The sequence below is a fragment of the Lacrimispora brassicae genome (assembly GCF_054772055.1).
On record NZ_BRYH01000057.1, the window covers coordinates 89,228 to 101,529 of the forward strand.

At 47.1% G+C, this 12,302-nt stretch carries 12 protein-coding genes; all 12 read left to right on the plus strand.

All coding sequences use genetic code 11. From position 1 onward, the window contains the following. The first annotated feature begins 13 nt into the window (after nucleotides 1-13). A complete protein-coding gene (locus ACYVD3_RS25505; RefSeq protein WP_460645308.1) occupies nucleotides 14-784 on the plus strand; it encodes an SDR family NAD(P)-dependent oxidoreductase in 771 nt (256 codons plus the stop codon). A 29-nt stretch (nucleotides 785-813) separates the two neighbouring features. After that, nucleotides 814-1,383: an O-linked GlcNAc transferase-like protein gene (locus tag ACYVD3_RS25510; protein ID WP_460645309.1), complete on the plus strand. Its 570-nt coding sequence runs from the start codon at nucleotides 814-816 to the stop codon at nucleotides 1,381-1,383. Nucleotides 1,384-1,494: 111 nt separating this feature from the next. Further along, a complete protein-coding gene (locus ACYVD3_RS25515; protein ID WP_460645310.1) occupies nucleotides 1,495-2,457 on the plus strand; it encodes an RluA family pseudouridine synthase in 963 nt (320 codons plus the stop codon). A gap of 9 nt (nucleotides 2,458-2,466) precedes the next feature. Beyond that, nucleotides 2,467-3,000, plus strand: a complete 534-nt coding sequence (locus ACYVD3_RS25520; RefSeq protein WP_460645311.1) for a Holliday junction resolvase RecU — start codon at nucleotides 2,467-2,469, stop codon at nucleotides 2,998-3,000. Between the two features lie 209 nt (nucleotides 3,001-3,209). Next, on the plus strand, nucleotides 3,210-4,472 hold the full coding sequence (gene hisZ, locus ACYVD3_RS25525; protein ID WP_460645312.1) for an ATP phosphoribosyltransferase regulatory subunit: 1,263 nt from the start codon (nucleotides 3,210-3,212) through the stop codon (nucleotides 4,470-4,472). 12 nt (nucleotides 4,473-4,484) lie between these two features. Further along, entirely contained in the window at nucleotides 4,485-5,135 is a 651-nt protein-coding gene (gene hisG / locus ACYVD3_RS25530; protein ID WP_460645313.1) for an ATP phosphoribosyltransferase, read from the plus strand. Further along, entirely contained in the window at nucleotides 5,132-6,445 is a 1,314-nt protein-coding gene (gene hisD / locus ACYVD3_RS25535) for a histidinol dehydrogenase (protein WP_460645314.1), read from the plus strand. Before hisG ends, hisD begins: the two co-directional genes overlap by 4 nt. A 213-nt stretch (nucleotides 6,446-6,658) precedes the next feature. After that, nucleotides 6,659-7,246 (plus strand): imidazoleglycerol-phosphate dehydratase HisB, encoded by a 588-nt coding sequence (gene hisB / locus ACYVD3_RS25540; protein WP_460645315.1) that lies wholly within the window; start codon nucleotides 6,659-6,661, stop codon nucleotides 7,244-7,246. A gap of 12 nt (nucleotides 7,247-7,258) precedes the next feature. Beyond that, entirely contained in the window at nucleotides 7,259-7,999 is a 741-nt protein-coding gene (hisA, locus tag ACYVD3_RS25545; protein WP_460645316.1) for a 1-(5-phosphoribosyl)-5-[(5-phosphoribosylamino)methylideneamino]imidazole-4-carboxamide isomerase, read from the plus strand. Beyond that, complete coding sequence (hisIE, locus tag ACYVD3_RS25550; protein WP_460645370.1) at nucleotides 7,999-9,288, plus strand: bifunctional phosphoribosyl-AMP cyclohydrolase/phosphoribosyl-ATP diphosphatase HisIE; 1,290 nt, start codon at nucleotides 7,999-8,001, stop codon at nucleotides 9,286-9,288. Before hisA ends, hisIE begins: the two co-directional genes overlap by 1 nt. 122 nt (nucleotides 9,289-9,410) lie before the next feature. Further along, a complete protein-coding gene (locus ACYVD3_RS25555; RefSeq protein WP_460645317.1) occupies nucleotides 9,411-10,913 on the plus strand; it encodes a hypothetical protein in 1,503 nt (500 codons plus the stop codon). 28 nt (nucleotides 10,914-10,941) lie between these two features. After that, the gene (pepT, locus tag ACYVD3_RS25560; protein WP_460645318.1) at nucleotides 10,942-12,171 is read left to right on the plus strand and encodes a peptidase T; all 1,230 of its coding nucleotides are present in this window, start codon (nucleotides 10,942-10,944) and stop codon (nucleotides 12,169-12,171) included. Nucleotides 12,172-12,302 lie beyond the last annotated feature (131 nt).

The following is a 12,302-nucleotide window of genomic DNA, read 5'->3' on the forward strand; positions in this document are numbered from 1 at the left end:
GAAGGAATCAATTATGAAGATTGCCATTGTAACAGGCGCATCTTCCGGCATGGGAAGAGAATTTATCATGCAGATTGCTGACCGTTTTAATGGGATTGGAGAAATATGGGCCATTGCCAGGAGAAAGGAACGGCTGGAGGAATTATCCCCTCTTGTTCCGGTCAAGGTCCGGTCCTTTGCCATTGATCTGACGCATAAAGGCCGGTTAACGGATTTAGAAGATCTCCTGATGAAGGAAAAGCCGGAGGTAAAGTGGCTGATTAACTCGGCAGGCTATGGAAAGATCGGCCAGGTGGGAACCGTAAATTTAGAAGATGAGATGGGCATGGTGGATTTAAACTGCAGGGCCCTTTGTGCTGTGACCCATATGGTTCTTCCCTATATGTCTGAAAACAGCCGCATCATACAGTTTTCCTCTGCAGCTTCCTTTCTGCCCCAGCCTGGTTTTGCCATTTATGCGGCCACAAAATCCTTTGTGTTAAGCTACAGCAGGGCACTGAATGAAGAATTGAAAAAGCAGGGGATCTATGTGACAGCGGTCTGCCCGGGGCCTGTAAGGACCGAATTTTTCGATATTGCGGAGACAACGGGCCAGATCCCTCTTTATAAGCGGATGGTAATGGCTGATCCTAAAAAGGTGGTGCGCCTTGCTTTGCGGGACAGCATGATGGGCCGTCCGGTTTCCGTCTACGGAACCACCATGAAAGCCTTCCGGCTTTTATGCAAAACAGTGCCTCACACCGTGATTTTCCGCCTCATGAAGAGGCTTATGAAGGCTGTTTAAATAGCTGGAAAAGGAAGAGGGATACAAAAGTGAAACGATACAGGAAGGGACAGTACGGCTACCGTAATTATCATAGAAAGGCAGAACTTGGGAAGGTGTTAGCAGGGGCGGCCCTGATCCTGGTACAGCTTTTGCTGCGGGGGATGGGAGACAGCTCATCCTGGAAAAACCTTCTGACAGTCACTGCGATTCTTTCCGTGCTTCCGGTGGCCAATTGGGCTTCGCCCCTTTTGGCAGCCTGGAGGTATAAAACCATGACAGAGGAACTATATAGAAAAGCTTCTTCTTATGAAGGAAAATGCAGAATGCTTTATGATCTGATCATCACCTCCAGGGAGACCGTCATGCCGGTGGATGTGGCCGCGGTTCATCCCACCGGCATTTACGTTTGCTGCACCGCCAAAAAGGTGGATGCAGATAAAGCGGAATGTTTTTTAAAGGATATGTTCCTCAGCCATCAGTTTAAGCTGGAGGTAAGGTACTTTTTGGATGAAAAGGCGTTTTTCAACTGCCTTTCCGGCTTAAGACCGGAAACAGAGTATAAGGATGACGGCAGCTTGGAGCGTGCCTCCGGGCTGTTAAAAAGCCTGTCCATGTAAAGGGCAGGACAGAAATACCCTGCGGGTATCCCTTTACACCCGATAGAACGGGGTAGGTCCTGCCAAAGTTCATGGCAATAGTCATAGAAATAGTCATAGAAAGGACAGATCATGCAGTCTTTGATCGTATCGCAAAATGAAGCAGGACAGCGTTTGGATAAGCTGCTTTCTAAATATTTAAATCTTGCAGAAAAGAGTTTTCTCTACAAGATGATGAGAAAGAAAAATATCACTTTAAACGGAAAAAAGTGCGAGGGTTCGGAAAAGCTTGTACAGGGAGATGAGGTCAGGCTTTTTCTTTCCGATGAAACCATTGGAAAGTTTTCCCAGGTCAAGCTTCCTGAGGTCCGGAAAGTGTCTTTAAACATTATATATGAGGATGATCATATTCTTCTGGTAAATAAGCCGGTTGGCATGCTCTCCCAGAAAGCCAGGGAGTCCGATGAATCCCTGGTGGAATACATGATTGATTACCTGGTTTCAAGCGGCCAGTTATCCACAGAGCAGCTAAGGAGCTTCCGGCCTTCTGTGTGCAACCGTCTGGACCGGAATACCAGCGGCCTGGTGGTGGGAGGAAAGTCTTTGGCAGGCCTTCAGCTCATGTCTGCCTCCTTTAAGGAGCGGAGCATTCACAAGTATTACCAGTGTGTGGTAAAGGGGCATGTTTTAAACAGGCAGGTGATCACAGGCCATTTGACAAAATCAGAAGCTTCCAATCAGGTAACGGTCCATAAGCAGCCGGTTCCCGGGAGTGTTCCTATTGTGACAGAATATGAACCGGTTCAATACCAGGAAGGATATACCCTTTTAAGGATCACCCTGATCACTGGACGTACCCATCAGATCCGTGCCCATTTATCTTCCATTGGACACCCAATCGTAGGAGATTATAAGTATGGAGACGGCAGGGTCAATGAAGAAGCCAAGAGGCTTTACCATATCCATTCCCAGCTCCTTCACTCCTATCAGGTGATCTTCCCTGAGCTGCCGGAGCCTCTTGCTTATTTGTCGGGACGCAACTTTTTCGCGCCTCTGCCAAAAACCTTTTCAAAGATATGTAAGGATTGGAGGTAGGAGAGGACTATGGGAACCTGGAAGACAAGAGGGTTAAGAGGCTCCACCCTTGAGGATCTGATTAACCGCAGTAATGATAGCTACCGGGAAAAAGGGCTGGCTTTGATCCAGAAAATACCGACGCCGATCACGCCCATTTCCATTGACAAGGAAAGCCGCCATATCACCCTGGCTTATTTTGACCAGAAAAGTACGGTAGACTATATCGGGGCCGTACAGGGGATTCCGGTGTGCTTTGACGCAAAGGAATGCTCTGCATGCACCTTTCCCCTTCAGAACATTCATCCTCATCAGGTGGCCTTTATGGAAGAATTTGAAAGCCAGGGAGGCATTGCCTTTATCATTTTATCCTATACCCAGAAGGATGAGATGTATTATTTACCATTGGATCATCTGAAAGGGTTTTGGAACCGGATGGAAGAGGGAGGGCGAAAAAGCTTTACCTATGAGGAGGTGGATAAGGCCTGGCGGATCCGGCGCTTTCGGGATATTTTTGTACACTACCTGGAGCTGATCCAGAAAGATTTGGATAGAAGAGATTGACAAGAACCACTTTTTCCCCTATAATCGACTATACGTTATCGAATTATCACTTTACCACAAGAAAGTGATATAAAATGATGAGTTGTGAAAATATTTTTCTTCACTGGATTTTATAAAGCTTATGATGGAAATACCCTTCGGGTATACCTTTTTGCCCCAAATACATGGGCAATAACAGGGAAAAGCAAAGTAAAAAGACGGAGGTTGTTATGGCAAATAAACTGTTACATACGCCGGACGGAGTCCGGGATATCTATGGAGTGGAGTGTACGAGAAAGGCTGCCCTGCAGGAGAAGATGCTAAAGGTCTTCCATTTGTGCGGATATCAGGACATAGAAACCCCAACCTTTGAATTTTTTGATATTTTCAACGAGTCCCGGGGAAGTGTCAAGGCAAGGGAGATGTTTAAGTTTTTTGACAGAGATAACCACACTCTGGTGCTGCGTCCGGATGAGACGCCTGCCATAGCCAGATGCGCGGCCAAATATTTTCTGGACGAGGACATGCCCATCCGTCTTTGCTATATTGAGAGGACCTTTATCAATAACTCCAGCTATCAGGGCAGGCTTAAGGAATCCAGTCAGACCGGAGTGGAGTTTATCGGCGATGATTCCGCAGATGCAGATGCAGAGGTCCTGGCTATGGTAATCGGGGCTTTAAAGGCGGCAGGGCTGACGGAATTTCAGGTGGAATTAGGGGAAGTGGATTTTTTCAAAGGGCTTATGGAAGAGGCCGGTATGGATGAGGAAATGGAAGAAGCCTTAAGAGGGCTTATTGAAAATAAGAATTATTTCGGTGTAGAAGAGCTGCTCTTGGCCCAGCCCATTTCCAAGGAATTAAAACAGGTATTTTTAAGGCTTCCGGAGCTGTTCGGCTCTTTAGAGCAGGTTCAGGCGGCCAGGGAACTGACCTCCAATCCAAGAGCCTTAAGGGCCATTGAGCGTCTGGAGGAGGTAAACCGGATCCTTGAGCATTACGGGCTTTCTGATTACGTTTCCTATGATCTTGGCATGCTGAGCCAATATCAGTATTATACCGGAATTATATTTAAGGCCTACACCTATGGGACCGGGGACTATGTGGTCAACGGCGGCAGGTATGACAAGCTTCTGGAGCAGTTTGGAAAGGATTCTCCTGCCGTGGGTTTCGGAATATCGGTGGATGAGCTTTTGCTGGCCCTTTCCAGGCAGAAGATTGAGACAGAGGTTTCTGTGGTGAATACCGTGATCCTTTATGAGAAGGAGGCCAGGGAAAATGCAATCCGTCTTTCCGGCCATTTCCGGGATTCCGGTATGGCAGTCCAGCTTCAGCGAAAAGATCCGGCCCGTTCCCTTGAGGAGTATCAGGCCTACGCAAGGCGCAGGGATTTAAACAATCTGCTGTATTTAGACCACAGCGGCTTTTGTGTAAAGGTCATGAACCTAATTCTGGACCGTACAGATGAGATACCGCTGTCGGAATACTTAAAATAATCGGGGGAACGTATGAGATATCTGACTTTTGCCCTGTCAAAGGGGCGGCTGGCGAAACAGTCAATGGAAATGTTTGAAAAAATCGGGATCACCTGTGAAGAGATGAAGGACAAGGATTCCCGGAAGCTGATCTTCACCAACGAGGAGCTGGGCGTGCGGTTCTTCCTTGCAAAGGCCAGCGATGTGCCCACCTACGTGGAGTATGGGGCCGCTGATCTTGGAGTGGTTGGAAAGGATACCATTCTGGAGGAAGGAAGAAAGCTTTTTGAGGTCATGGACTTAGGGATCGGAAACTGCGCCATGTGCGTCTGCGGTCCTCCATCGGCAGGAGAACTTTTAAAACATCATGAAAGGATCCGCGTGGCCACCAAATATCCGGCCATTGCCAAGGATTATTTTTACAATAAAAAGCATCAGACGGTTGAGATCATAAAGCTGAACGGCTCCATTGAGCTGGCGCCCATTGTAGGGCTTTCTGAGGTCATTGTGGACATTGTGGAAACGGGAACCACCCTTAGGGAAAACGGGCTTACGGTATTAGAGGAGATCTGTCCTCTGTCCGCCCGCATGGTGGTGAACCAGGTAAGTATGAAACGGGAGAACGACAGAATCACAAAGCTGATCCATGATCTGCGTACCCTGCTGCAGGAGGAGAACCGATGAGAATTGTAAAACTGGACGAAGCTTCCAAACAGAATATTCTTGCTGATCTGTTAAAAAGAGATCCCAATAATTACGGCACTTACGCTGACACGGTGCAGGAAATCGTGAATTCGGTAAAACGGGATGGAGACAAGGCGGTATTTGCCTATACAAAGGAATTTGATAAGGCGGACATAAACCCCAAAAACCTTAGGGTGACCCAGGAGGAAATTGAGGAAGCCATGAAGGAAGTGGATCCCCAGCTCATGGAGATCCTTGGGAAATCCATGAAAAACATCCGGCAGTTCCATGAAAAGCAGAGGCAGTACAGTTGGTTTGACAGTAAGCCCGACGGCACCATCCTGGGCCAGAAGATCACGGCCTTAGAAAGCGTGGGCGTTTATGTTCCAGGAGGAAAGGCGGCTTATCCGTCATCGGTTCTTATGAATATCATTCCCGCAGAGGTGGCTGGAGTGGACCGAATCGCAATGGTAACTCCTCCGGGAAAGGATGGAAAGGTCAATCCGGTCACTTTAACGGCAGCCCATCTGGCAGGCGTTACGGAGGTCTATAAGGTGGGGGGAGCCCAGGCAGTGGCAGCCCTTGCCTTTGGAACGGAATCCATCCCAAAGGTCAATAAGATCGTAGGGCCTGGAAACATCTTTGTAGCTTTGGCGAAAAAGGCAGTTTACGGCCATGTGAGCATTGACAGCATTGCCGGACCAAGCGAGATTCTGGTGCTTGCAGATGAAAGCGCCAATCCCCGTTTTGTGGCGGCGGATCTTTTGTCCCAGGCAGAGCATGACGAGCTGGCTTCCGCCATTCTGGTGACCACCAGCATGGAACTGGCCGAACGGGTGTCAGAGGAAGTAGAAACGTTTACAAAAGAACTGTCACGGACCGAGATCATTAAAAAATCCCTGGATAATTATGGCTATATTCTGGTAGCGGACACCATGAAGGAAGCCATTGCAGCAGTCAATGAGATCGCTCCCGAGCATTTGGAGATCATCACCAAAAATCCTTTTGAGGATATGACCAGGATCCATAATGCAGGCGCCATATTTATTGGAGAATACAGCTCAGAGCCTTTGGGAGATTATTTTGCCGGACCAAACCACGTGCTTCCCACCAATGGTACGGCTAAATTTTTCTCAGCCCTCAGTACGGATGATTTTATAAAGAAATCCAGCATCATTTATTATTCCAAAGAAGCTTTGGAAGAGATTCACGAGGATATTGAAGCCTTTGCCGAGGCGGAGCATCTAACAGCCCACGCCAATTCCGTAAAGGTACGCTTTCCACGAAAGCAATGTCCACGTAAGCAATGAGCAGTGGGAAATGGGACAGGGGAAGATTTTCGTTGTGCTTGCACATAAGAAAATCTTGCCATGGCCCATTTCAGAGGGCGAATGCCCGTGAGCTCGCAAAACCGCAGGTTTTGCGAGCGCCACTGCGGACTTAACCAACAAGCCCCCCCAGGTTTTACAAGCCCCCCGCAAATCTTACAACTTATCAAATCAGCAACGAAAGAAGGACAAAAGATGGGACGAAGTGCAGACATTTCCCGAGTAACCCGTGAGACAGATATCCGTTTGAACCTTGACATAGACGGCAGCGGAAAGGCTGACATCCATACAGGCATTGGATTTTTTGATCATATGTTAAACAGCTTTGCCCATCATGGTTTTTTTGACTTAAACCTGACGGTAAAGGGGGATCTTCAGGTGGATACCCACCATACCGTTGAAGATACGGGCATTGTCCTGGGAACGGCTATCAAGCAGGCCCTTGGTGAAAAAACTTCCATCAGGCGCTACGGCAGCATACTCCTTCCCATGGATGAAGCATTGATCCTCTGCGCCATTGATTTATCCGGCAGGCCCTATCTAGGCTATGATGTCCTGCTTACCAGGGAACGGGTGGGGGATTTTGAAACAGAAATGATGAAGGAATTTTTCTATGCCGTATCCTATGCTTCTGAAATGAACCTGCATATCAGAAAACTGGCGGGAGAGAATAACCACCATGTGATGGAAGGAACTTTCAAGGCTTTTGCAAAGGCCCTGAATGAGGCTGTATCCCTTGATCCCAGGATCATAGGAGTGCTGTCCACAAAGGGAACATTATAAAGGAGAATCCATATGCAGCTTTATCCAGCAATTGACTTAAAAAACGGGCAGTGCGTCCGTTTGAAACAGGGAGAATTTAAGGAGATCACCGTTTATTCCAGCCGGCCGGAGGAAGTAGCAGCCCTCTGGCAGTCTCAGGGTGCCACATTTCTTCATCTGGTAGACTTAGACGGCGCTTTGGCCGGCCGCTCAGTGAATAATGAGGTGATCAAAAAAATAGTGAATACTGTATCCATACCCATTGAGATAGGCGGCGGCATCCGAAGCGAAGAGGCTGTTGAATCCATGCTTTCTCTGGGAGTGGCCAGAGTGATCATTGGAACAAAGGCAGTAGAGAATCCGAAGTTTATCCGGGATATGGTGAAAAGGTTCGGGCAGGACCGGATCGTGGCAGGGGTTGACGCAAAGGATGGAATGGTAGCTGTAGAAGGTTGGGAAAAGATCAGCGGAATTTCCGCATCAGAGCTTTGCGGCCGGATGAAGGAATACGGCGTCAGCCATGTGGTCTACACGGACATTTCCAGGGATGGGATGCTGACCGGACCCAATGTGGAATATACGAAAAAGCTAACGGAAGAAACAGGAATGGATATCATTGCCTCCGGAGGAATGTCTTCCATGGAAGATTTGAGACAGCTTTGCCAGGCAGGTGTCCGTGGCGCAATCATCGGGAAGGCGCTGTATGAAAAAAGGATTGATTTGAAGGAAGCCATTGAAGCCTTTGAAAAACAGGATCATCAGGGGAGGGTATGATGATGGAACATAAAAAACTAATTGCAGGTTTTGGAATCCGGGAAGGAAAAGCGGTCAGGCTTGATGACCGGATGACAAGTTATAAGGAAAATCTTTTGACCCTGGCCTGTTTTTACGGAGACAGCGGGGCTGATGAGCTTTTCCTGTATGATTTGTCAGAAACGGAAGACGACCATGAACGGACCATTGGCCTTATGAAGGAAATTGCAAGGCTGTCAGATATTCCTGTGGTTTTAGGGGGTAGAGTAAGGCGGCTGGAGGATGTGAAGAAATATCTTTACGCAGGGGCAAAAGCTTCGTTTCTCAATGTGAGCCTGGATGAAAATGTAGATTTGATGAAAGAGGCGGCTGACCGGTTCGGAGACGATAAGATTTACGCTTATCTTCCGGACTGTTCGTATTTGGAGCGGACCAAGGAATATGCCCAGCTTGGAGCCACCGTCATGATTCTGGGTGATGCTGAAATTTCGGAGGAAAAGCTTCAGGCCGTCTCAGACTGTGAGGAGACCTTTCTGCTTACTAGCTGTGGGGAGGATGCGGGGCTTTTTGCCTTTGCCCTTATAATGGAAAACGTGGAAGGCCTGGTGGGAAGCTTTGACGGAGAAGTGAACTGCATGGATTTAAAGCAGGATTTAAAAGCCCTGGGAATCGGAGTCGATACCTTTGAAAGCCCGGTGAGTTTTCAACAGTTTAAGCTCAATGAGGACGGGCTGATCCCGGTTATCACCCAGGATTACAGGACAGGGGAAGTGCTCATGCTGGCCTATATGAACGAAGAGGCATTTCAGGAGACTTTAAAGACCGGCTGTATGACCTATTACAGCAGAAGCCGTAAAAGCCTTTGGCGAAAAGGAGAAACCTCCGGCCATTACCAGTATGTGAAGTCATTGTCCTTAGACTGTGACAACGATACGCTGCTTGCCAAAGTAAACCAGATCGGGGCTGCCTGCCATACGGGGGCAAGAAGCTGCTTTTATCAGAATCTGGTTAAGAAGGAATACCAGGATAGCAATCCTTTAAAGGTGTTTGAAGAAGTATTTCAGGTGATTCTTGACAGAAAGACCAACCCAAAGGAAGGCTCCTATACCAATTATCTGTTTGACAAAGGCATTGACAAGATATTGAAAAAGCTGGGAGAAGAGTCTACGGAAATTGTTATCGCCGCCAAGAATCCAAATCCTGAAGAGGTGAAATACGAGATTTCAGATTTTCTTTATCATATGATGGTGCTGATGGCTTACAAAGGAGTGTCCTGGGAGGATATTACAAGGGAACTGTCCAACCGTTGACCATGATGTAAATGCTGGAAAGGCTGCCCGCTTTTCCAGCGTTTTTTGTATACATACAGCAATGGACAGCTTAACCCCTCTATGGTATAATTAGGAAATTGAGATAAAAGGAGACCATGAGTATGAAAAAACAAATGTCCCAGGGATTGAAACGGATGACAGGGCTTTACCGCTGGGTGATACCGGTAGTTTTCCTGTATATTATTGCCTTTTCTTTTTTTCTGGGTGGAATGGGTATGAAGTTTTTAGGAAGCACGAAACCTGATGTGGAACCGGTGGAATTTCATGTGTATGACGGAGAGGATATTTACAGCAGCTTAAAGGCTCAGATGATGACCCAGGAGTTTGCTTCGGATTTTAAGGAGACGAATCATTATTACTTTATTTATGACGAAAATCTTCTGCCCTTTATCGTACAGGTCCATGGAGTACTGCCGGAGGAATATTTAAAGATTCAGTCCTATTTGTACGATGAATCCGAGGAATCGCCGGAGCCGGCCACGTTTTACGGCATGTCGGCACCTATTGAGGAGGATATCCGGACCTATGCCATAGAAAGCTACAATGACATGTGGGGCGAAGAACTTGTGACAGAGGATAATTTTTCGGACTATTTTGGAGAATACTATCTGGATACCACAAAAAAACCGGCATCCAATGCCGGGAAAACGATTTCTCTCGTTTTTTTGTACGCATTCACGGCTGCGTTGGCAGGAACCTTGATTCTGGTATGGAACCTTAACAGCCGGAGCTTTAAGAAAAGCCGGGCTACATTAAAAGCATGGCCGGAAGAAAGGCTCCTTAAGCTGGACGGACAGCTTCAGGTGGCTCTTTCCCTTGCCTATGGGAAAAAACTCCTTTATTTGACAGAGGATTATATGGTTACTGATGCGGAAGGGTTTGACATCATCCCATACGAGGCCATTGACCGGATTTATGATACCTCCTCTGCAACAGAAAAGAGGCTTGGGTTGGAAACCACAGATGGGGAACACCATACCCTTGCTATTATAAAAAGAAGCGGCAGAGTAAAAGAAGAGGCGTTCCAGGAGCTGATCCTGCAGGTGAAAAAGAAGATTGCAGGTAAAAAAGAGGAATTGCCGGAGAGTCTTCTGACGGGAAGATTTTACATGGATCCAGGAAATGAGGATCCGGAAGCAGTCCTTCAGGTATCCGCAGCTCTTGAACTGAAGCCGTCTAATCCTTTTCTTGGAGTGATCGGTGCACTGTTTGCTTCTCTTTTGGGAGTAGGATTGTGGGTATTTATCGGCCAGGTAGGATTTATCGCCGGGATTGCCGGATTTGTGATGCTGAAGCTTGCTTTAAGCGGCTATGAGAAGCTTGGAGGCTCACTGGACAAAAAGGGAGCCGTTCTTTGCCTTATATTAACGGCAGGAATGATAGCAGGGGCCAATCTTCTGGATTATGCAGTATCCATGGTAAGAGCATACTTCCAGTATGAGGCCAGTTTTGAAACCCTGATCTATGTTTTCGCAAATTTTGGAAATCTTATGTCCGAAATGGATATGTGGGGAGAATTTTTCCTTGACCTTGCCATCGGTTACGGCCTGTCCATATGGTCCGGTGCAGGTGCTATAAAAGCCATTATGAATATGGAAAAATAAAATTTTCAGAAAAAGAGGCGGTATTATTATGTCAGCAGTATTGAACAATTTTTTAAAGTATATATCCTTTGACACACAGTCCAAGGAGGATATGGAAGCAGTACCCAGTACGGAAAAGCAAAGGGTATTAGCCAGGGAACTGGCAGCCCAGCTTCAGGCCATGAAGGCGGAACATGTAATGGTGGATGAGCACAGCTACGTTTATGCCACCATACCGGCCACCACCGAAAAGGCTGTTCCTGTTCTTGGTTTTATTGCTCATATGGACACAGCTCCTGCATATTCCGGGGAAGGAGTAAAGCCTCAGATTGTAAAAAATTATGACGGCGGTGATATTCTCATGAATAAAGAAACCGGCCTGGTCATGAAACCCTTGGATTTTCCGGATCTTTTAAAGTACAAGGGCCAGGATATTATTACAACAGACGGAACCACCCTGCTGGGCGCAGATGACAAGGCCGGAGTTGCCGAGATTATGGCCATGGCAGAACATCTTCTGACCCATCAGGAGATTCCCCATGGAATCATCCGCATTGGCTTTACACCCGATGAAGAGGTTGGAAGAGGTGCTGATTTCTTTGATGTAAAAGGCTTTGGTGCCGATGTGGCTTATACCGTAGACGGCGGCGGTTTAGGGGAACTGGAATATGAGAATTTCAACGCTGCTTCCGCAAAAGTCCTTGTGCACGGTTCCAGCATTCACCCAGGGTCTTCCAAAGGAAGAATGAGAAATGCCCTGCTGATTGCCATGGAGTTTCACAACATGCTTCCGGCTGCTGAAAATCCCATGTATACGGAAGGATATGAAGGGTTTTACCATTTGGATTCCATGAGAGGAACGGTGGAAGAAGCCCGCATGGATTATATTATAAGGGACCATAACAAAGAAAAATTTGAAGAGAAAAAGGTATTTATGGAGAGGGTGGCAGAATATATCAACAGCCGCTATCCTGCAGGGACCGTGGAGCTTATGTTAAAGGACAGTTACTATAACATGAAAGAAAAGATCCAGCCTCACATGTACCTGATCGATATAGCAAAGGCTTCCATGGAGGAAATCGGAATAGAGCCTCAGATAACCCCTATCAGGGGAGGCACGGATGGAGCCCGTTTGTCTTATGAGGGACTTCCCTGTCCCAATCTTTGCACAGGCGGCTATAATTACCATGGAAAGTTTGAGTTCATCCCTGTTCAGTCCATGGAAAAAGTAGTGGAGCTTCTTCTTAAAATCGTGGAGAAATTTACGGAAAGAGAATAAGGAATATAAAAGCAATGGTGGGAGTCCGGTTATTTCGGCTCCTGCCATTGCTTTTATAAATCCTCATCCTTTCATTATTCTGTTTGTTTCCCGTTGCCATCCTAAATTCTGTATTCCTTCACAAACCGGCG